Genomic DNA, 20,336 nt, shown 5'->3' with positions numbered 1-20,336 from the left:
CCTTTTCAAGGTTGCTCCGGGCATTTTATTGCGCGTTTCCCCGTGCCCGGATGGACCGAGAGTTACGGGCAATCGTGATCAAGTTCTTCACATCGGACGGCAAGTTCAGCTATATCAAAGTTGGCGCCCAGCTGCTGGTGCTTTGCGGCCTGGTCGCAGGCCTCGTAGCCTTCGTGGGCAATAACAAAACAGTCACGCTCAACGTGGACGGCAAAGCGTCGTCCGTGCAGTCCTTTGGCGGAACAGTGGAACAGGTGGTCAAGAGTGCCAACCTGGAACTGAAGCCCGGCGACCGCGTGTCGCCTTCCCTCGACGCGACGGTCCAGAACGGCACCGTCATCAACATCAACCAGGCCAAGGAAGTCAAAGTCAGCCTTGACGGGGCTGAAAAGACGGTGAACACCACCGCCCAGGACGTCGAAGACCTGGTGACAGAACTCGGCGTCGCCAGTGCCTCGTCCGTTTCAGCGCCCAAGGATGCCACCCTTTCGCTGGCAGGTTCCTACGTCTCGATCTCCACGCCCAAGACCGTCAGCATTGTGGCTGACGGCAAAGTGAACACCGCCACCACCACGGCCCCCACCGTTGGCAAGGTGCTGGAGGATTCCGGCGTGACCCTCGCCGCCAACGACCGCACCTCGCAGCCGGCCAACGCCAACGTAGTGAACAACATGGTCATCAAGGTGTCCCGGGTGGACACCAGCCAGACCACGGTCACCAGTGAAGACGTGCCCTTCGAGACCGTTACCGCCGAAAGCGCAGACATGCTCAAGGGCGAAAAGGAAGTGACCCAGGCGGGCGCCGCCGGAAAGCTGGAACGCACTTTCAAGCTGGTACTCGTGGACGGACGGGAAGCGTCCCGCACGCTGGTGTCCGAGAAGGTGGCCGTGCAGCCGGTCACCGAGAAAGTCACCGTTGGCACCAAGGCCAAGCCTGCACCCCAGGCCGCACCTGCGGCCGCTGCCGGCGCCAACACCGGCGCAGCTGCACCGGCCATGATGAACGAGGCCATGTGGGACAAGATTGCGCAGTGCGAATCCAGTGGAAACTGGAGCATCAACAGCGGCAACGGCTACTACGGCGGCCTCCAGTTCGACATCCGCACCTGGATCGGAGCCGGCGGCGGCGCCTACGCCCCTAACGCCAGCCTCGCCACCAAGGCGCAGCAGATCGACATCGCCAACCGCGTCTACGCGCAGCGCGGCCTGTCGCCCTGGGGCTGCGGCTGGGCAGCAACCAGCTGATCCACCGGACATAAGCGCAGAGTCAATGGCCGTGGCCGGGCCCGGGGTACCCGGGCCCGGCCACGGCCGTTAACCCGGCAGGGCGGACGTGCCGCGCGGGATAGGATACCTAGGTGACTGAACCGATCCCCGCCGTGCCCGCACCGTTGTTCGGTGCCTCCGACATACGCCGGCTGGCAGAGGAAATCGGGATCAGGCCCACCAAGACCCTGGGGCAGAACTTTGTCATCGATGGCAACACCATCCGGCGCATTGTCGCCGCGGCGGGCGTGGGACCGGATGAAACGGTGCTTGAGGTGGGCCCGGGGCTGGGGTCCCTCACGCTGGGCCTGCTCGACGCCGCGGCGGCAGTTGTCGCCGTCGAAATTGATCCTGTCCTTGCCGCGAAGCTGCCCGAAACCGTGCAGGAATGGCGGCCGGCCGCCGCCAACTCCTTCCACCTGGTGCATGCCGATGCGATGAAGGTCACCGAGCTGCCTGTCGAGCCGACAGCACTGGTGGCCAACCTGCCCTACAACGTGGCGGTTCCGGTGGTGCTGCACCTCCTGCAGTATTTCCCCAGCCTGCGGCACGGCCTGGTGATGGTGCAGGACGAGGTGGCTGACCGGCTGGCAGCCGGCCCGGGATCCAAGACCTACGGGGTGCCGTCCGTTAAGGCCGCCTGGTACAGCCAGATGCGCAAGGCCGGCGTGATCGGCATGAACGTTTTCTGGCCGGCACCGAAGATCCATTCCGGGCTGGTGGCCTTTACCCGCCGCGAACCGCCCGCCACCACCGCCACCCGCGAGCAGGTGTTTGCCGTGGTGGATGCCGCGTTCGCGCAGCGCCGCAAGACGCTCCGGGCCGCCCTGGCGGGCTGGGCCGGGGGAGCCCCGGAGGCCGAGCGCTGCCTGCTCGCAGCCGGCGTCGACCCCACCGCACGCGGCGAGGTCATCGACATCGCCGCGTTCGCCAGGATCGCCGAAGCCCGGGAAAAACGGCCGTGAGCGCGGGACTGGACAAGGCAGGCAGGGGGCGGTTCGCCGCCCGGACGGTCCGCGTCAAGGCGCCCGGTAAAGTCAATGTTTCCCTGGCCGTCGGTCCGCTCCGGCCGGACGGCTACCATTCCGTGGCCAGCGTCTACCTCGCGGTGTCCCTCTACGAGGAAGTGGCGGCGACCAGCACCGCCGAGCCCGGGATTACCATCAGCCTCAGCCCCGAAAGCACCCTGGACCTCGACGCGGTCGATATTCCCCTGGACAGCAACAACCTTGCCCATAAGGCGGCTGCCATCATGGCTGACGTCTCCGAACACGCCACGGGGGTGCACCTGGAGATCACCAAGCGGGTCCCGGTGGCCGGCGGGATGGGCGGCGGATCCGCCGATGCCGCCGCCACGCTCCTGGCCTGTGACGCACTCTGGAACAGCGGGCTGTCACGGGAGGAACTGGCGCACCTGGCGTCCGAACTCGGCGCCGACGTCCCCTTCTCGCTCCTGGGCGGGACCGCCGTCGGCCTTGGCCTGGGCGATGAACTCTCTCCGGCGCTGGCCAAGGCGCAGACCCACTGGGTGCTGGTGGTGGCCGACTACGGCCTGTCCACCCCCGAGGTGTACCGGACGCTGGACCGGCTGCGTGAGGCCGAAGGGGTGGAGGCCAGTGAGCCCACCGGAGTGGATCCACAAATCCTGACGGCGCTGCGGGGCGGGGATGCCGAATCCTTGAGCCGGGTGCTGGTCAACGATCTGCAACGGGCTTCCATTGAGTTGTCGCCGGCGCTGCGCGATACGCTGGGAATCGGCGAATCCCATGGGGCCATTGCCGGAATCGTTTCGGGTTCCGGCCCCACCGTGGCTTTGCTGGCTGATGATTCCGTTGCTGCGGAGGCGCTGGCGGAGGACCTGCGGCGCTACGGCCTGACAGCCCTTCCCGTCCACGGCCCGGTCCCCGGCGCGCGCATCATCTCCGACATCCTCCTTTAATTAAGACTTCCAGTCCGGCAGCAGAAAGCAGTTCCCTTTGGCACACCTTCTTGGCGGCGAGAACCTCACGGTTTCCTACGCAACCCGCACCGTCCTGGACGGCATCACCCTGGGACTGGAGGAGGGGGACCGGATCGGCATGGTGGGCCGCAACGGTGATGGCAAGTCCACGCTCATGCGTCTGCTGGCGCTGCGCTCCACCCCGGACTCCGGCCGCGTCACCAAACGCGGCGACGTCAATGTGGGGTACCTGGACCAGAGCGACGTGCTCGACGGCGACCTGACGGTGGGTGCCGCCATCGTGGGTGACCAGGCCGACTACGAATGGGCCCGCAACCCGCAGATCCGCGAGATCATGGGCGGCCTCGTGTCCGACGTCGACTGGCATGCCAACGTCCACGCCCTCTCCGGCGGCCAGAAACGGCGGGTGGCCCTCGCCAAACTGCTCATCGAGGACCACGACGTCATCATGCTGGATGAGCCCACCAACCACCTCGACGTCGAGGGCGTGGCCTGGCTTTCCCGGCACCTGAAGACGCGCTGGCGGCCCAACCAGGGCGCCTTCCTGGTGGTGACCCACGACCGCTGGTTCCTGGACGAAGTCTGCACCAAGACCTGGGAGGTGCACGACGGGATCGTGGACCCCTTCGAAGGCGGCTACGCGGCCTACGTCCTGGCCCGCGCGGAGCGCGACCGCATGGCGTCCGTGGTGGAGGGCAAACGCCAGCAGCTGGTCAAGAAAGAGCTCGCCTGGCTGCGCCGGGGCGCCCCGGCCCGCACGGCCAAGCCGAAGTTCCGGATCGAGGCCGCCAACGCGCTCATCGAGGACGTTCCCGCCCCGCGCGACTCCATGGCGTTGAGCAAGATGGCCACGGCGCGCCAGGGCAAGGACGTGCTGGACCTGGAGAACGTGTCCCTCAACTTCCAGGGCGCCGACGACGGCCGGAAGCTTTTCGACAACATCACCCTTCGCCTGGCTCCGGGGGAGCGCCTGGGCCTGGTGGGCGTCAACGGTGCCGGGAAAACCACCCTCCTGAAGCTGCTCAACGGCGAGATCACACCCGATGCGGGCAAGCTGAAGCGGGGCAAAACGGTGGTCACCGCCGTTCTCACCCAGGAGGTCAAGGAGCTCGACGACGTCTCGGACCTGCGGGTGATCGAGGTCATCGAGCGGGAGAAGCGTTCCTTCAACGTCGGCGGCAAGGAATTCAGCGCAGGGCAGCTCGTGGAGCAGCTCGGCTTCACCAACGAGAAGCAGTGGACACCGGTCAGGGACCTGTCCGGCGGTGAGCGGCGCCGCCTGCAGCTGCTCCGGCTGCTGGTGGGTGAACCCAACGTGCTGATGCTCGATGAGCCCACCAACGACCTTGACACCGACACCCTCGCCGCCGTCGAGGACGTCCTGGACGGCTGGCCCGGCACGCTGGTGGTGGTCAGCCACGACCGCTACCTGCTCGAACGCGTCACCGACCACCAGATGGCGCTGCTGGGCGACGGCAAGCTCCGCGGCCTCCCCGGCGGCGTGGACCAGTACCTCGAGTTGCGCGAAGCCGCCCTCGCCGGTTCCACCGTCACCGGCGGTGGAAACCCGGTCACCAGCGCGGGCCAGGCGCCGGCCACCGGGACCGGCCCGTCCGAGGCAGAGAAGCGCGACGCCCGCAAGGCCCTCAACAGGATCGAGCGGCAGATCAAGAAGCTGGACCAGCAGGAAAAGAAGCTTCACGACGACATGGTCAAAAGCACGGAGAAGTCCGATTTCGACGCCCTGGCCGAACAGAACAAGCAGCTCAAGGACCTGGCCGACGAAAAAGACGCCCTGGAAATGGAGTGGCTCGAGGCCTCGGAACTCCTGGGCGACTGACCCTCACAAGCGGGGAAGGGGGTTATCCGGCAGCATGCGTCAGAGGCGAGGAACGAGCCAGCATGCAGAGGATGACCCCCTTCGCCGCGGACGGAACCACGGCGAGGCCTAGAGTTCAGACTGCAGCTCCGGCTCCTTCTTGAGTCCGGTCAGGCCGTTCCAGGCCAGGTTGACCAGGTGCGCGGCGACCGTGTGCTTGTCCGGCTGGCGGCTGTCCTGCCACCACTGGCCGGTCATGGCCACCATGCCCACAAGCATCTGGGCGTACATGGCACCGTCCTCGCCGCTGAAGCCGCGGCGGGAGAATTCGTCGGAGAGGATGTGTTCCACGCGCGCGGTCACGTGCGAGAGGAGGGTGGAGAAGGCGCCCTCCGGCTGGGACGGGGGAGCATCGCGCATGAGGATCCTGAACCCTTCGGTGCGCTCCTCGATGTAGGTGAGCAGTGCCAGCGCGGCGCGTTCGACGAGGACGCGGGGTTTGGCTTCCTCGGTGAGGGCCGCGTTGATCGAGTCCAGGAGAATGTGGAATTCACCGTCCACCACCTCGGTGTACAGGCCTTCCTTGGACCCGAAGTGTTCGTAGATGACCGGCTTGGACACTCCTGCGCAGGCGGCGATTTCCTCGATGGTGGTCCCGTCCAGGCCGCGGACGGCGAAAAGGCCGCGCCCGACGTCGATCAGCTGGCTCCGGCGCTGCAGGCCAGTCATCCGCGTCCGCGGAAGGTTGTTGCTCACCTTCCCATCATGCCTCACCGCCGGGGACGGGATTCCGCGGGACCGGCAGGACCCAACGCCCCGTGTCGCGCGGTGGCCTGAACCCATGGCAAAATAGGGACTTGTGCCCGGGCCTCGAGTCTTTCGGCACGGTCCGCTCTGGTGTAACGGCAGCACCCCGGCCTTTGGAGCCGTGGAGTATAGGTTCGAATCCTATGGGCGGAACTGCTGCGCAAGGAGCGATCATGAGGATGGCACCCGGTGCCCGGCGGGCTGGCCCGCCGGCTGCCGCAAAGCGCAAGCACAACCAAGCAAGGAGAACCCGTTACGTGATCCCCGAGAATACCGGCCCGGCCGCTGTAATCGTCCTGGCAGCAGGCGCCGGTACCCGGATGAAGTCGCGTACACCGAAGATCCTCCACGAGATCGGCGGCCTGTCCATGGTGGGCCACGCCCTCCGCGCCGCCCGCAGCATCAACCCGCAACGGCTCGCCATTGTGGTGCGCCACGAACGGGACCTGGTGGAGGGACACGTCGCAGCACTGGATCCGCAGGCCGTCATCGTGGACCAGGACGACATCCCCGGCACCGGCCGCGCCGTGGAGGCCGCGCTGCAGGCGCTGGACGCCGAACAGGAACTGTCAGGCACCGTCGTGGTCACCTACGGTGACGTGCCCCTCCTGTCCGGGGAACTGCTCACCGAACTCGTCGCCACCCACGAACGCGACGGCAACGCCGTCACCGTCCTCACGGCAGTCCTTGACGACGCCACCGGCTACGGCCGCATCCTCCGCGGCGAAGACGGCTCCGTTACCGGCATCCGCGAACACAAGGACGCCACCGAGGCAGAGCGGCTGATCCGGGAGGTCAACTCCGGGATCTACGCCTTTGACGCCGCGGTGCTCCGCGGGGCACTGGGGAAGGTCACCACTGACAACGTGCAGGGGGAGAAATACCTCACCGACGTACTGGGGCTGGCCCGCGAATCAGGCGGCCGGGTCGCGGCCGTCGTGACTGCGGACCGGTGGCAGGTGGAGGGCGCCAACGACCGCGTCCAGCTTGCCGCGCTCGGCGCCGAGCTGAACCGGCGCACGGTGGAAGCCTGGATGCGGGCCGGCGTCACCGTCGTCGACCCGGCCACCACCTGGATCGATTCCTCCGTCACCCTGGACGAGGATGTCCGCCTCCTGCCCAACACCCAGCTGCACGGCGCCACCTCCGTGGCGCGGGACGCCGTCGTCGGCCCTGACACCACCCTGACCGACGTCACCGTCGGCGAGGGTGCCACGGTGATCCGCACCCACGGTTCCGGCTCCGTGATCGGCCCGCGCGCCGCCGTCGGCCCCTTCACGTACCTTCGCCCCGGCACCGTGCTTGGTGAAAAGGGCAAGATCGGTGCCTTCTACGAAACCAAGAACGTCACCATCGGCCGCGGCTCCAAGCTGTCCCACCTGGGCTATGCAGGCGACGCCGAAATCGGCGAGGACACCAACATCGGCTGTGGAAACATCACGGCCAATTACGACGGCGAGAAGAAGCACCGCACGGTCATCGGCTCGGGCGTCCGTACAGGCTCCAACACCGTCTTTGTTGCCCCGGTCACCGTGGGGGACGGCGCCTACAGCGGCGCCGGCGCGGTGATCCGCAAGGACGTGCCGGCGGGCGCGCTGGCGCTCAGCGTTGCCGCCCAGCGCAACGCCGAAGGCTGGGTCCCCGCGCACCGCCCGGGAACCCGCTCCGCTGAACTGGCCCAGGCGGCCATCAATGACTCCTCAAGTACCCCGGCATCTACAGAAGAGGGCAAGTAACCATGAGTGAAATTACGGCGCACGGCGAGAAGAAGCTGGTGCTCGCCACTGGGCGGGCCCATCCGGAGCTTGCCCGGGAGATCGCCAAGGAACTCGGCACTGACCTCCTTCCCGTTGATGCCTACGATTTCGCCAACGGCGAGATCTATGTCCGGGCCGGCGAGAGCGTACGCGGCACCGACGCGTTCGTGATCCAGGCGCACCCCGCACCGCTGAACAACCACCTCATGGAACAGCTGATCATGATCGATTCGCTGAAGCGGGCCTCCGCCAAGCGGATCACCGTGGTTTCGCCGTTCTACCCCTATGCCCGGCAGGACAAGAAGGGCCGTGGCCGCGAGCCCATCTCCGCCCGCCTCGTTGCCGACCTCTACAAGACCGCCGGCGCGGACCGCATCATGAGTGTGGACCTGCACACTTCCCAGATCCAGGGCTTCTTCGACGGGCCGGTTGACCACCTGATGGCCATTCCGCTCCTGGCCGACTACATCCGCACCCGTGTCGCTGCCGACAACATCACCGTTGTCTCCCCGGACACCGGACGGGTCCGGGTCGCGGAACAGTGGGCTGAGCGCCTGGGTGGCGCGCCCCTGGCCTTTGTCCACAAGAGCCGTGACCTCACCGTCCCCAACCAGGCTGTCTCCAAGACCGTGGTGGGCCAGATCGAGGGACGCACCTGCGTCCTGATCGACGACATGATCGACACCGGCGGAACCATCTCCGGCGCCGTCACGGTCCTGAAGAACGCCGGAGCCAAGGATGTCATCATCGCCGCCACGCACGCCGTCTTCTCGGATCCGGCCGCACGCCGTCTCTCCGAGTCCGGCGCACGCGAAGTGGTGGTCACCAACACCCTCCCGCTGACGTCCTCCCAGCGCTTCCCGCAGCTGACAGTGCTCTCCATCGCACCGCTGATCGCCAGGGCCATCCGCGAAGTGTTCGACGACGGCTCGGTCACCAGCCTCTTCGACGGCAAGGCATAGCCCCGCACCAGGCCGGGGACGTTTTCAGGAAACGGCCCCGGCGCTGGTAAGCTGGTCAGCGATACCTTGGCGAGGGAGGGCATAGCCTCCGTTATCGACTGGGTCTGATCAGTCCTTCGGTTGAAGGACTGCCTTCTTGAAGGGCCGCCCTCCGGCGCCCGGCGTTGAAGGTCACACCAGACCTCCGCCCTTGCTGAACACCGTTTAGTCTTCAAGGAGATATCCATGTCTGAGCAGAAGCTCGCAGCAGAACTGCGCACCGAATTCGGCAAGGGCTACGCCCGCCGCGCCCGGATGAACAACCTGATCCCCGCCGTCATCTACGGCCACGGCGCAGAGCCCATCCACGTCACCCTGCCGGCAAAGGCCACCACCCTGGCCGTCCGCACCGCCAACGCCCTGCTGTCCCTGGACATCAACGGCGAGGGCCACCTGGCCCTGGTCAAGGACGTCCAGCGCGATCCCGTAAAGCAGATCATCGAGCACATCGACCTCCTGACCGTCCGCCAGGGCGAGAAGGTCACGGTTGACGTTCCGGTCCACGTCGAAGGCGAAACCGCTCCCGGCACCGTCCACAACCTGGAACTGACGGTTGTGTCCCTCGAGGCCGAGGCAACCCACCTGCCCGAGTCCGTCGTCGTCAGCATCGAAGGCCGCGCCGCCGGCGAGCACATCCACGCTTCCGACCTGGTCCTGCCCAAGGGTTCCGCCCTGCTGACCGACCCCGAAGCCCTCGTGGTGAACATCTCCGAAGCCATCGAAATCGCCGAGGAAGCAGAAACCGAAGCTGCCGGCGAAGCAGCAGAAGCTCCCGCAGCAGAAGAAGCCGCAGCAGAGTAATTTCTCCGCAATTCACGACAGTGGCCGGACCCCCATGGGTCCGGCCACTGTCATGTCCGCACACCGCCGTTCCATTTCCGCGTAACCGCCCCCAATAGGATTGACTCCATGACAGATACCTGGCTGATCGTTGGCCTCGGCAACCCAGGCGCCCAGTACCAAGGCAACAGGCACAACGTAGGCCAGATGGTGCTCGATGAACTGGCCGGCCGCATCGGCGCCGGATTCAAGACCCACAAAGCCCGCGCGCAGGTCCTTGAAGGCCGGTTGGGGATCGGCGGCCCGCGCGTGGTCCTTGCGAAACCGATGAGCTACATGAATGTTTCAGGCGGCCCGGTCTCCGCCCTGGCCAATTTCTACGGGATCCCCGCAGACCACGTGGTGGCTGTCCATGACGAGATCGATATTCCGTTCAACACCGTCAAGCTCAAGCTCGGCGGCGGCGAGGGCGGCCATAACGGGTTGCGGGACATCTCCAAGGCCCTGGGTACCAAGGACTACCTCAGGGTCCGCGTGGGGGTGGGAAGGCCGCCTGGCAGGATGGACACAGCCGATTACGTGCTGCGTGATTTCGGCACCGCGGAACACAAGGAACTGCCCTTCCTGCTGGACGATGCCGCCGACGCCGTCGAGTCCCTGTTGCGCGATGGATTGACGGCTGCCCAGCAGAGGTTCCACCCGGCCAAATCGGGATCACAACAGCTGGAATCGTAAAAGTTCCTTTTGACCCTGTTTCCTTGTCTGCGGCAGGGGGTACTCTTCTTCCTATGCGGGGGAGCAATGGGGCTACATCCCGCTATTGCAGGATGTAGGGGAAAAGTTCATGTCAATCGAGCCACTCAGCTGGGGACGTGGGTCAACACCTCAGGGTGACAGGCTGCCCACACCAACCTCCGCGGCGCCGGAGGGCCAGCAATGGTCCATGCCTGCACGAAGCGCCAACCTGGATGCTGTCCGCACCGCACTGACCAGCGAAAACTCCCTGGGCGTTGTCATCACCGGAGCCAGAGGCGTGGGCAAGTCCTCCCTGGCGCGCGCTGCCGTTGCGGACCTGGGTCCCGATGTCTGGTCGCTGCAACTCCGGAGCGGCCCCTCCGGTCCCAGCACCCCGTACGGCTGCCTCTCCTTCCTGCTGGCCCGGCTCCCGCAGGCCTACATGGGCTCGCCCACCGCCATCCTCCGTGGCATAACCTCCCTGATCCGCAGCGACGCCGCCGGCAGGCCCTGCGTCATCACTTTGGACACGTCGGCCTGCATCGACGACATGAGTGCGGGGGTGCTGTTGAATGTCCTGCTGACCGGCACGGCAAAGATCATCGCTGTGGCCCCCAACGCCAGCGACCTGCCGGCAGACTTCCACTGGCTGCTGACGGAGCGGAAGCTCACGGAAGTGCGGCTCAACAACCTCAACGAACTCCAAACCCGGCAGGTGCTCCTTTCCCTGCTGGGCCACCGCGTCGCCTCTTCCCTGGTGACCACCTACCACCAGATGGTGGGTGGAAATCCCTTGCTGCTCAAAGCGCTGGTCACCGAACAGCAGCTCTCCGGAAACCTGGTCCTGTCCGATTCGGTCTGGACGCTGCGGGACAAAGTGGTGCTCGACGGCGCCGCCAGCCTTGACGACATCGTCCGGTCCCGCTGGTCGCGGGAGACACCCGAAACCCGGGACGTCATCGAAATGCTTTCCTGTGCCCGGCGGGTGGAACTGGCCGCCCTTACCGCCATCTATGGCGCGGACGTGGTTGCGGACATGGAAGACGGCGGCCTGCTGGAGATCGACGACTCCGAGCACCGCTGGGTGTCGCTGCGGGAGAAGTACATCGGTGACGTAGTCCGGACCTGGCTGAGCATTTCCCGCCGGCGGGAGCTGCGCAGCGTCCTGCTGGGCGGCCAGGAGCCGGACCCGGCAGCCATGACGGTGGAAGAATTGATGTCTTTCGCCGCGTGGACCCATGAGTGCGAGGCCGAGCTGAGCCCGCAGTTGGCACTCGCGGCCGCCCAGGCCGCAGTCCAGCTCTTCGACCCCCGTTTTGCCCTGACGTACGCGGAGATGGTGCAGAGGACCGACGCCGGGTGGGCATCGGCGCAGCGGCAAAAGGCTGCGGCGTACCTGCAGCTGGACATGCCGGTCCAGGCGCTTTCCGCCCTGGATGGCATCTCCCAGCCTGAACTCGAGGCTTTGGATCCCCTGGAGTACGCCGAAGTGGTGGCCGCCAAAGCGCGGGTCATGCTCTGCATTCCGGAGCGTGCGGGCAAAGTCCGGGAACTGCTCGCCGCGGCGCGGGAACGGCTCGGGAAAGCGGACAACAACTCCTCCTGGCCGGCAGCGGCAGCGGTGGCGGCAAACCGTATCTCGTTGAGTGAATTCGAATACCAGGCCCATGCCGGCGATTACGCCGCCATGATCCCGGCGCTCGAGCGGGCTGCCGATCCCGCAGGCAATCCGGACACCGGGTTCCGGCTCCAGTGCGCGATCATCCTGATGGGCGCGCTGGCCATGACCGGGCGCGAGATGGACGCGCTGGGCCTCATGCGAAAGCTCGGCGGCCAGCTCACGGACGCCTCGCACGTCGTGGGCCTGCGCGAGCGCTACGCCAGGGAGGCCTACTTCGTCGCACTGATGGCTGGCCAGTGGCGCCGCTGCATCGACCTCCTCAGCCCATTCAGCACGGGCCAGCCCCACCGGCTTCCATACCGCAGCGCCGCCACCGAACTCGCAGCCGGCGTGGCCTTTGTCTTTTCCGGGCGCGGCGAGACCGCCCTGGAGCCTTTGATCTCGGCCGCCGCCCAGCTGGAGTTGCAGCCTGTCCAGGCCGCACTGCGTACCGCCTACGCAGCCACGGCTTTGGCGTACGCCCAGACCGGCAACGCCGCGTTCGCCCGCAAGTACCTCACCAAACTGCAAAGGGCGCCGGGCAAGGCAGGATTTGCCACGGAGAGCATAATCGATTTTTGTTCGCTCGTGGCGGGGCGCTGGCTGGGCGACTCCGAGGCAGTGGCAGCGCTGAAACAAGGGGCCCGCCGGAACCTGGAGGCGGGCAGGCACACAGTGGCCGGCATCTACCTGCTGGCAGCAACGGTGAACGGCAGCGACGCCGACTTCCGCCTCCTGGAGGAGATCGCAGGCCGCCGGCAGGGACCGCTGGCCGATGTCTCGCGGCTGATCGCAGTCGGCAGCAGGACAAAGGATGCCAAAACCCTCCTTGCCGGCGGTGAAATTGCAGCCACGCTCGAACTCGATGCGGTCGAGGCCAGGTGCATGGCGCTGGCAGTGGACTTTGCCCGGCAGGACGGGGATGCCCTTTCGGCGAGGACTGCGCAGGCCCGGCTGGACATCCTGGCTGCCACCGTGGCCAACCTTCCCATTGTTCCCAGCAGCGGAAGCCCGCTGCTGACCAGCCGGGAACGGCAGATTGCCCGCATGGCCGGCCGCGGCGTCTCGAACCGTGACATCGCCATGGAAATGGGTGTTTCCGTGCGCACCGTGGAAGGCCACCTGTACCAGGTCTTCACCAAGCTTGGCGTAACTTCAAGGGGTGATCTGACTGGACTCGTCTAATGGCCACAAGCCGGCGACTGCACACCGGCTCCTGACCGGCCGCCGCGAGCCGGTGGACCGCATCTGCACCATGGTCCGGAACGGAACCCACCGGGCCGTCTTCATCATGGCCGGCCCGGGCATCGGAAAGTCGGCCGTCACTGACGCCGTGACCGAGCGCCTGGCCGGAAACATGAAAATCCTGCGCATCCACGCCAGTTCGGCCCTGGCCGGAGTGCCATTCGGAGTCCTGACACCCTATACGGGGGAACTCACCGCCGAGGAGTCCGTCTCGCCGGTCGCGGTGCTGCGTTCCATGTGGTCCTACTTTGAGAAGCTCAAGGCCGGCAGCGGGGGAGCGGTCCTGCTGGCGGTGGACGATGCCCACCACCTCGATGATGCTTCCGCGGGGGTGCTGGCCGAGGTGATTTCAGCCGGATGGGCAACGGTGCTCGCTGCCGCCCGGCCACGGCCGGGTCTCCCACAGCCGCTCGACCAGCTCTGGTACGACGGCCTGGCCGAACGCGTGGACCTCCGGCCCCTCAACCGTGAACAGATTGAAGAAGTCCTGGACCACGTCCTCGACGGGACCGTGCCGGCTGCAACGGTGGACTCCATCTGGAACGCATCAAGCGGCAATCCCCGGATCCTCGACGCCCTGCTGCACGACTCCGCCGAGGCCGGCGTCCTCGCCAAGCGCAACGGAATTTGGATGCTGCTGGGCCCGCTGCCCGCGGATGGGGACCGCCTCGCAGGCGTGGTGGCCAAAGACCATCTCCGGCGCCGGACCGAAGAGCAGGAAGCACTGAAGCTCATTGCCCTTGCCGGGCCGGTGGGCAGGAAGGTCATCGAAGACATCAGCGGGGCAGCCGTGGTCCGGTCCCTGCTGGACCAGCAGATCATCGTCGAAGCCCCCGGCATCCCGGGGGAGCTTTCCATCTGGAACGGACTCTTCGCCGGCGCCATCCGGAACACCGTGTCGGTCTCCCGCAGCCTCCAGCTGCTGGAGAAGGTCAGGGCCCACCAGGATCCCACCCAGTTGCGCGGCGAGGGCCGGTTGCGGGCAGTGGAGTGGGCCCTGGAGTGCGGCGTCAGGGTCAGCGACGACGAGATGCTGGCCGCGGCCAAGGAAGCCTTGCTGCGGTTCCGCAACGACAGTGCACGGTCCATTGCGTCCCGTATCCAGGACCCCGCCATGGTCCCGCTGGCCCAGGCCATCCAGGCGCGGGCCCTGTATAACGAGGGCGCCTATACCGGGGCCGCGGCACTCCTTGACGAGTGCTGGCTCCGGCTGGCCGATGATCCCCAGGGACCGGCCGTCCTGCTGCTCCGGGTTTCGGCCCACCTGGCCATCGGCCATCCCCTGGGGATGATCGCGGACGACGTCGAAAAGAACGTCCCGCTCTCCAGCGACGGCGAAAGGAGCTGGCAGGAAGGGCTCCTGCACCTGCTCCACCTCGGTGCCGAGGTGAACTTCCCGGCGCTGAACGACGAAGTGGACACGATGCGGAAGCGCCCCCCGGCAGAAGCCGGAGAACCGCTCCGCGCCTTGGCTGAGGGCCTTCTCTCCCACGCCCTCGGCTCGGCGGGACGCCCCGTGCAGGGGCTGGAGGCCGCACTGCTGGCAGCCTCGGAACTTCCCCCGCTCGAAGGCAGCCTGTTCTTCTTCCCTGAGTTCGTGCTGGGAAGGCTCGTCTCCGACTACCTGGCCATGGGTGAATGGGAGCCGGCGGAGCGCGAGATCGACCATTACGCGGCCGGACACACGCTTGGCGCGGCCACCTTCAACGGAAGCCTCCAGCTGCTGCGGGGGTATTCGCTGCTGCGGCAGGGGAGGATGGAACGCGCTTATCAGGTCCTGCTGCCCGCTGTTGAGGCGCTGAGGCTCAACGACCCGCTGCAGCTGTACCGGTTCGGCACGGCCCTCGGCTTCTACGCCGCGGCCCGGCTGGGCGACACGGAACAGGCACAGCGCCTTGAACAGGATCACAAGGACGCCGACGCCGGCTGGCCGGCGCATGATCTTTTGGCAGAGGCCTACATGGCCGCTGCCGCCGAATACCTGGCCCGCGACGGCAAGGGATTGGCCGCACTGCAGACGTTGATGACCACCACCCAGGCCTCCGCACGGAAGGGAAACCTGCTCCAGGTCCTGGCCATGTGCTGGGACCTGGGCGACCCCTCGGTGGTGCCCATGGTGCAGGCGGCGGCCCGGGACGTGGAAGGCCGGTGGGCAGAAGCTCTTCTGACGCTGGCCACCGCCTGGGAAAATGCCGACGGCGACACCCTCATGGCAACAGCTGCCTCGCTGGAGGAGGCAGGCTTTGTCAACCTGGCCCGCGAAGCCTATGCCCGTGCCAGCACGGTGCTGGAGCAGGCCGGTGAACGCCGGCGCTCACGCCAGGCCGTGGCCCAGCGCGAAAAGTGCGACCACGAACTGGGCGAGCGGTTCCGTGAAGGACGCTTCATCGCCGCGGCGCCCACCGTTCGCCTCACCAGGCGCGAACAGGACATCGTGGAGCTGGCCGTGCAGGGCCTGACCGACCGCGAGATCGCACAGCGGCTCATGGTCTCCGTCCGGACCGTGGAGGGCCACCTCTACCGCACCTACGTCAAGCTCGGCGTCCGCAGCCGCGATGAGCTGGAAGCGGCCCTGCCAAAGTAGGCCTGGCCTCCCAATCCGGCCCTGCCGTGCCTCCGTGCTGCCAGTCGGGCATCGGAATCCCTGCTGACCGCCCGACGTCGAAATCCCTGCCCCCGGCCACCCGCTGCCCACGGTGTTTCCACCCGGGAAGCACCGCCGGGCCGCCGTCGTACCCAAGCCCGCCAATCATCCCGCCCGGAGGGTGCGCAGGAGCGCCAACCCGGTAGTGCACCCGCCTGGATTCGAGTACACCCTACTCGTGTACGTAAGGGCCCCACGGGATTTACTTAAGGAGGCAAAGCAAAGCGGCAGGCCGGAAGCCGCAGAGCAGCCAATCAGGACAGTGAGGCCCTCTCAACTTCCGGTCCCCAGGGACCGGGTCAAGACGGGGCCGGCGACGTCAGAGTCTTCTGAGACCGAGACTCTCCCCCCAGCCGTCGCCGGCCCTTTACTCCCTCGGCCGAAGCCCGGGGCAGCGGTGGCGGCCGCCCCTTCCGGGCGGCCGCCACAGCCGTGTGTGGGACAATTGGGTTGTCAGACATGGGCAGCCCAAGGAGTTCGTTTTGGCCGTAGTATCAACGCCAGCCACACTGGAACGTGCCGTACCTGTCATGGACAACGCCGAGGTGCTGCGCATCCGCAATGACTTCCCGGTCCTCAACCAACTGGTGAACGGACAGCCGCTGGTCTACCTCGACTCCGGGGCCACATCCCAGAACCCCGTGAGCGTCATCGAAGCCGAGCAGGAATTCTATGAGCAGCGCAACGCTGCCGTGCACCGGGGCGCCCACCATCTTGCGGTTGAGGCCACCGAAGTCTTCGAGGACGCCCGCCAAACCATCGCCGACTTCATCGGTGCGGACTACGAGGAAACCATCTGGACCTCGAACGCGACGGAGGGACTGAACCTCCTCTCCTATGCGCTGTCCAATGCCGGACTGTGGGCTGCCCAGGGCCGCGGCGACCAGCGGCTCGGGGAGCTGTCCCTGGGGCCCGGGGACGACATCGTGGTGACCGAGATGGAACACCATGCCAACCTGATTCCATGGCAGGAGCTGGCATTCCGCACAGGAGCCACCCTCCGGTACATCCCCATCGGAGATGACGGCAGCCTTCGCATGGACCAGGCCGCCGGGATTATCGGCCCGCGTACCAAAGTCCTGGCCTTCACCCACGCTTCCAACGTCCTGGGAATCATCAACCCGGTAGCGGAACTGACGGCCCTCGGGCATGCGGCCGGCGCCTTGGTTGTCCTGGACGCCTGCCAGTCGGCTCCCCACCTGCCCTTGAACGTCAAGGAACTCGGCGTGGACTTCGCGGTCTTCTCCGGCCACAAGATGCTCGCCCCCACGGGGATTGGCGTGCTGTACGGGCGGCAGGAGCTGCTGGACATCCTCCCGCCGTTCCTGACCGGCGGGTCAATGATCACTACCGTCACCATGGAGCGGGCCGAGTACCTCCCGGCGCCCCAGCGCTTCGAAGCGGGCACCCAGCGCATCTCCCAGGCGGTAGCCATGGCGGCCGCAGCGAACTACCTGACGGAAACCGGGCTGGCCCGGATCCATGCGTGGGAGGCCGCACTGGGCCAGCGCATGGTGGCGGGGCTGGAATCCATTCCCGGCGTCCGGGTCCTGGGCCCGGCAGCCGGAAAGGAACGGATCGGCCTTGCCGCGTTCGACGTCGAAGGCGTCCACGCCCATGACGTGGGACAGTTCCTGGACTCCCGGGGAATCGCTGTCCGCGTGGGACACCACTGCGCCCAGCCGCTGCACCGCAGGCTTGGACTGACCGCCACGACCCGGGCCAGCGCCTACCTCTACAACACCACGGACGACGTGGACCGCTTCCTTGAAGCCGTTGCCGGCGTCCGGGCCTACTTCCGCGCATAGCGGAGAAGACGAAAGGTGACACCATGAGCCTTGACCAGCTGTACCAGCAGATCATCCTGGACCATTCGAAGGCCCGCCACGGCAGCGGGCTCGCCGCGACCGAAGCGCCCCAAGGCACCTCCACCGGGCAGTCGCACCAGCTCAACCCCGTGTGCGGCGACGAAGTTACACTCCGGCTCGCCGTCCAGGACGGGAAAGTGGCACAGGTGGCGTGGGACGGCGCCGGCTGCTCCATTTCCATGGCCTCGGCGTCCGTCCTCAGCGACCTCGCCGAAGGCATGACCGTGGCTGAACTGCACGAAATTATCGACAGCTTCCGGGAGGTGCTGAGGTCCCGTGGGAAGGTCCATGCTGATCCTGAGCTGCTTGGGGATGCGGCAGCGTTCGAAGGAGTGGCACGCTACGCAGCCCGGGTCAAGTGCGCCATGATCTCCTGGGTTGCTGCGGAGGACGCGCTTAACCAGGCAGCCTAGGCCAGGCAACCCAGGCCAGACGGAAACAGCCCGGACCTTGCTCCAACAGGAGTAAGGTCCGGGCTGTTTTCGCGCCGTGGAACGGCTGGTTCAGCCCAGCAGGCCGAGAACACCGATCACCGCTGTGGCGAGTCCCAGCACCATGGAGATGCTCACCAGCACCACGTGCACGGTCAGGAATTTGGTGGCCTTTCCTGCCGCATCGCGGGCGCGGGGATCCTTCATCACGCGGCGCAGGAACTGCGGCCAGACCACCAGGGACCAGACGCCGGCGACGATGAGGACCAGCGCTGCGAGGACGGGAAGCTGCATGGGTTAGTGGCTTTCCAGCCAGGCCTGAGCCTGTGCGGCCTGCAGGTTCAGGGCTTTGGCCACCATGGGTTCGGCGGCGTCGGCGATCTTGCCGCCCAGGAACGGAACAGAGGACTTAACGGCGCCCTCGAGCTCCACCCGGGTTCCACCGGCATCGGCCACCAGGCGCTGGACGGCCGTGACATCCACCGGGGCGCCGGCGATCTTCAGCGAAATGTTGCTCTGGCGGGAGCCGTCGGCGGCCGGGGCCTCCCAGTTTTCAACCTGCGTCACCTTCAGGTGCTCACCCACGAACTTGCGGGCAATCTCGGGCAGGCGCGTGGTGGGGAGGGTACGCACCGAGGTGGCGTTGAAGGCCCCTGCGATGTCACCGTCCACGCTGAAGGACTCCAGGGTGCCGCCTACCAGTTGGCTGACGTGGCGCTGGAAATCTTCGTTCACCAGCACAGCAGCAACGCTGTCAACGGAGTGCGGAAGGGTTGTGGTTGCGCTCAGCGCCATGGGTCCTCCTGGGATTTGGGGAAAGGATTTACGCCTCCAACATCCTACGGGGTGACCGGCGAGGGCTCCGCATCGGCAAGTTTCTGGGCGGCAGCGGTGATGTTCCGGGCCATGGCCGGGAAGATCAGGCTGTGGAACGGAAGCACGGCGAGCCAATAGAGCCGTCCGCTCAATCCCTTGGGGAAGAAGATGGCGCGCTGCCGGTAGCGGCTGCCCGCGCCGTCGGGCTCCACGGAAAGCTCCAGCCAGGCCCGTCCCGGCGCCCGCATCTCGGCCCGCAGCCGCAGGAGCCTGCCCCGGTCGATCTGCTCCACCCGCCACCAGTCCACCACTTCGCCGATGGCCAGGGTGTGCGGGTGCCGCCGGCCACGCAGCAGGCCTGCGCCGCCGGTCAGTTTGTCCAGCCAGCCGCGGACCTGCCAGGCCAGGGGCAGGGAATACCAGCCGTTGCGCCCGCCGATGCCCTCGATGATCGTCCAGACGTGGGCCGGGTCCACATCGCCGTGGAAGGTCCGCTCGTCGATGTACACCTTGTGCCCCGACCAATCGGGGTCGCTGGGAAGCGGATCGGAGTCGGCACCGGCGTTGGCCCAGGTGGTCTCCACCTGGCCGTCCCGCTCCTTTCCCAGCGCCAGGGCCACCGCCGTGCGGTAGGGGGTCAGGCCGCCGTCGGGCTGGGGAATGTACTGGTCGATGTCGTGTTCGTTGGCCACCGCGTCATGCTGCAGGGACTGGACCAGCGGCACGGCCATGGAGAGCGGGATGGGTGTTGTCAGGGCCACCCACATGCCTGCCAGCTTGGGTGCCGGTACCGGCAGCGCCAGCACCACCCGGTAGGGCAGGCCCGCTTCGGCGGCGTACTCCTGCATCATCCCCGCGTAGGTCAGCACCTGCCGGCAGCCGATGTCGAAGGTGCGGTTGATGGGGCCCTCCAGCGACGCTGCGGACACCAGGTAGTAGAGGACATCACGCACGGCGATGGCTTCGATCCTGTTGCGCACCCAGCTGGGCGCCGGCATCAGGGGCAGCGTTTCGGAGAGGTGCCGGATCATCTCGAAGGAGGCGGAGCCGGAGCCGATCACCACGCCTGCCTGGAACACTACGGCGTCCACCGGGCTCTCCAGGAAGACCTTGCCCACCGCCTCCCGTGACCGCATGTGGGTGGACAGCTCCACCCCCTGGGGGTGCAGGCCGCCAAGGTAGACGATCCGGCGGACCCCCGCGGCCGCTGCAGCATCCGCGGCCGTCCTGGCCATGGCCTTTTCCTTGGCTTCGAATCCCGCGCCGGCGGCCATCGAATGCACCAGGTAGTAGAAGACCTCGACGCCGGCCAGGGCGTCGCGGAGGGCGTCGCCGTCGTCCAGGCCGCTTTCCACCACGTCCACTTTGTCCCGCCAGGGCACGCCGGCGATCTTGTCCGGCGAGCGGACCAGCACCTTGACGGTGTGGCCTGCTTCCAAAAGCCGGGGCACCAGGCGGCCGCCGATGTAACCGGTGGCCCCGGTGACAAGGACAGTCTTTGGTGCTGGCTGGGCGCTCATTGCAGTCATGCTGGCTCCTGTATGGTCC

General features: G+C 66.8%; 16 protein-coding genes and 1 tRNA gene. 13 read left to right on the top strand and 4 right to left on the bottom strand.

What is annotated here, in order from left to right; translation table 11 throughout:
- The first annotated feature begins 74 nt into the window (after nucleotides 1-74).
- The 4 genes from ACV095_RS14380 to ACV095_RS14365 all read left to right on the top strand — a co-directional run bounded on the left by ACV095_RS14380 (nucleotide 75) and on the right by ACV095_RS14365 (nucleotide 5,065).
- Nucleotides 75-1,244: a resuscitation-promoting factor gene (locus ACV095_RS14380; protein WP_018770137.1), complete on the top strand. Its 1,170-nt coding sequence runs from the start codon at nucleotides 75-77 to the stop codon at nucleotides 1,242-1,244.
- A gap of 113 nt (nucleotides 1,245-1,357) precedes the next feature.
- On the top strand, nucleotides 1,358-2,230 hold the full coding sequence (gene rsmA / locus ACV095_RS14375; protein WP_144600456.1) for a 16S rRNA (adenine(1518)-N(6)/adenine(1519)-N(6))-dimethyltransferase RsmA: 873 nt from the start codon (nucleotides 1,358-1,360) through the stop codon (nucleotides 2,228-2,230).
- Nucleotides 2,227-3,204: a 4-(cytidine 5'-diphospho)-2-C-methyl-D-erythritol kinase gene (locus ACV095_RS14370; RefSeq protein ID WP_056393518.1), complete on the top strand. Its 978-nt coding sequence runs from the start codon at nucleotides 2,227-2,229 to the stop codon at nucleotides 3,202-3,204. Before rsmA ends, ACV095_RS14370 begins: the two co-directional genes overlap by 4 nt.
- A 37-nt stretch (nucleotides 3,205-3,241) precedes the next feature.
- Nucleotides 3,242-5,065, top strand: coding sequence for an ABC-F family ATP-binding cassette domain-containing protein (locus ACV095_RS14365; RefSeq protein WP_018770134.1), 1,824 nt, complete (start codon nucleotides 3,242-3,244; stop codon nucleotides 5,063-5,065).
- A 108-nt stretch (nucleotides 5,066-5,173) separates the two neighbouring features.
- On the opposite strand, the gene ACV095_RS14360 is transcribed toward ACV095_RS14365, so the two are convergent.
- Nucleotides 5,174-5,800 (bottom strand): TetR/AcrR family transcriptional regulator, encoded by a 627-nt coding sequence (locus ACV095_RS14360; protein WP_018770133.1) that lies wholly within the window; start codon nucleotides 5,798-5,800, stop codon nucleotides 5,174-5,176.
- A gap of 132 nt (nucleotides 5,801-5,932) precedes the next feature.
- Between ACV095_RS14360 and ACV095_RS14355 the strand changes: the two genes are divergently transcribed.
- The 9 genes from ACV095_RS14355 (at nucleotide 5,933) to sufU (ending at nucleotide 17,954) form a co-directional block, all read left to right on the top strand.
- Nucleotides 5,933-6,004: transfer RNA gene (locus ACV095_RS14355), tRNA-Gln, on the top strand.
- Between the two features lie 104 nt (nucleotides 6,005-6,108).
- Nucleotides 6,109-7,587: a bifunctional UDP-N-acetylglucosamine diphosphorylase/glucosamine-1-phosphate N-acetyltransferase GlmU gene (gene glmU, locus ACV095_RS14350; protein WP_142067958.1), complete on the top strand. Its 1,479-nt coding sequence runs from the start codon at nucleotides 6,109-6,111 to the stop codon at nucleotides 7,585-7,587.
- A gap of 2 nt (nucleotides 7,588-7,589) precedes the next feature.
- On the top strand, nucleotides 7,590-8,570 hold the full coding sequence (locus ACV095_RS14345; protein ID WP_018770131.1) for a ribose-phosphate diphosphokinase: 981 nt from the start codon (nucleotides 7,590-7,592) through the stop codon (nucleotides 8,568-8,570).
- 225 nt (nucleotides 8,571-8,795) lie between these two features.
- Nucleotides 8,796-9,410 (top strand): 50S ribosomal protein L25/general stress protein Ctc, encoded by a 615-nt coding sequence (locus tag ACV095_RS14340; RefSeq protein ID WP_018770130.1) that lies wholly within the window; start codon nucleotides 8,796-8,798, stop codon nucleotides 9,408-9,410.
- Nucleotides 9,411-9,518: 108 nt separating this feature from the next.
- Nucleotides 9,519-10,124, top strand: coding sequence for an aminoacyl-tRNA hydrolase (pth, locus tag ACV095_RS14335; RefSeq protein WP_018770129.1), 606 nt, complete (start codon nucleotides 9,519-9,521; stop codon nucleotides 10,122-10,124).
- 208 nt (nucleotides 10,125-10,332) lie between these two features.
- Nucleotides 10,333-12,969 carry a helix-turn-helix transcriptional regulator gene (locus tag ACV095_RS14330; RefSeq protein ID WP_082581843.1) on the top strand — a complete coding sequence of 879 codons (2,637 nt, stop codon included), beginning with the start codon at nucleotides 10,333-10,335 and terminating at the stop codon, nucleotides 12,967-12,969.
- Between the two features lie 70 nt (nucleotides 12,970-13,039).
- Nucleotides 13,040-15,613 (top strand): LuxR C-terminal-related transcriptional regulator, encoded by a 2,574-nt coding sequence (locus ACV095_RS14325; RefSeq protein WP_478222124.1) that lies wholly within the window; start codon nucleotides 13,040-13,042, stop codon nucleotides 15,611-15,613.
- A 542-nt stretch (nucleotides 15,614-16,155) separates the two neighbouring features.
- A complete protein-coding gene (locus tag ACV095_RS14320) occupies nucleotides 16,156-17,481 on the top strand; it encodes a SufS family cysteine desulfurase (protein WP_026265910.1) in 1,326 nt (441 codons plus the stop codon).
- A 23-nt stretch (nucleotides 17,482-17,504) separates the two neighbouring features.
- Nucleotides 17,505-17,954 (top strand): Fe-S cluster assembly sulfur transfer protein SufU, encoded by a 450-nt coding sequence (sufU, locus tag ACV095_RS14315; RefSeq protein WP_018770125.1) that lies wholly within the window; start codon nucleotides 17,505-17,507, stop codon nucleotides 17,952-17,954.
- Nucleotides 17,955-18,044: 90 nt separating this feature from the next.
- Here the strand turns inward: sufU and ACV095_RS14310 are convergent, their stop codons facing one another.
- Genes ACV095_RS14310 through ACV095_RS14300 form a run of 3 tightly spaced genes read right to left on the bottom strand, consistent with a single transcriptional unit; the run spans nucleotide 18,045 to nucleotide 20,317 of the window.
- The gene (locus ACV095_RS14310) at nucleotides 18,045-18,266 is read right to left on the bottom strand and encodes an SCO4848 family membrane protein (RefSeq protein WP_056393524.1); all 222 of its coding nucleotides are present in this window, start codon (nucleotides 18,264-18,266) and stop codon (nucleotides 18,045-18,047) included.
- Nucleotides 18,267-18,269: 3 nt separating this feature from the next.
- A complete protein-coding gene (locus tag ACV095_RS14305; RefSeq protein ID WP_018770123.1) occupies nucleotides 18,270-18,767 on the bottom strand; it encodes a DUF2505 domain-containing protein in 498 nt (165 codons plus the stop codon).
- Nucleotides 18,768-18,811: 44 nt separating this feature from the next.
- Nucleotides 18,812-20,317, bottom strand: a complete 1,506-nt coding sequence (locus tag ACV095_RS14300; RefSeq protein ID WP_478222123.1) for an SDR family oxidoreductase — start codon at nucleotides 20,315-20,317, stop codon at nucleotides 18,812-18,814.
- Nucleotides 20,318-20,336: the final 19 nt, after the last annotated feature.

Source organism: Arthrobacter sp. JDC6 (assembly GCF_056484025.1).
This window is presented reverse-complemented; position numbering and strand designations above follow the sequence as displayed.

Excerpts from the sequence above, each read along its gene's own strand:
- ACV095_RS14345 (WP_018770131.1), top strand. The coding sequence starts at position 7,590 with ATGAGTGAAATTACGGCGCACGGCGAGAAGAAGCTGGTGCTCGCCACT.
- ACV095_RS14340 (WP_018770130.1), top strand. The coding sequence starts at position 8,796 with ATGTCTGAGCAGAAGCTCGCAGCAGAACTGCGCACCGAATTCGGCAAG.
- pth (WP_018770129.1), top strand. The coding sequence starts at position 9,519 with ATGACAGATACCTGGCTGATCGTTGGCCTCGGCAACCCAGGCGCCCAG.
- ACV095_RS14330 (WP_082581843.1), top strand. The coding sequence starts at position 10,333 with ATGCCTGCACGAAGCGCCAACCTGGATGCTGTCCGCACCGCACTGACC.
- ACV095_RS14325 (WP_478222124.1), top strand. The coding sequence starts at position 13,040 with ATGGTCCGGAACGGAACCCACCGGGCCGTCTTCATCATGGCCGGCCCG.
- sufU (WP_018770125.1), top strand. The coding sequence starts at position 17,505 with ATGAGCCTTGACCAGCTGTACCAGCAGATCATCCTGGACCATTCGAAG.
- ACV095_RS14310 (WP_056393524.1), bottom strand. The coding sequence starts at position 18,266 with ATGCAGCTTCCCGTCCTCGCAGCGCTGGTCCTCATCGTCGCCGGCGTC.
- ACV095_RS14305 (WP_018770123.1), bottom strand. The coding sequence starts at position 18,767 with ATGGCGCTGAGCGCAACCACAACCCTTCCGCACTCCGTTGACAGCGTT.
- ACV095_RS14300 (WP_478222123.1), bottom strand. The coding sequence starts at position 20,317 with ATGACTGCAATGAGCGCCCAGCCAGCACCAAAGACTGTCCTTGTCACC.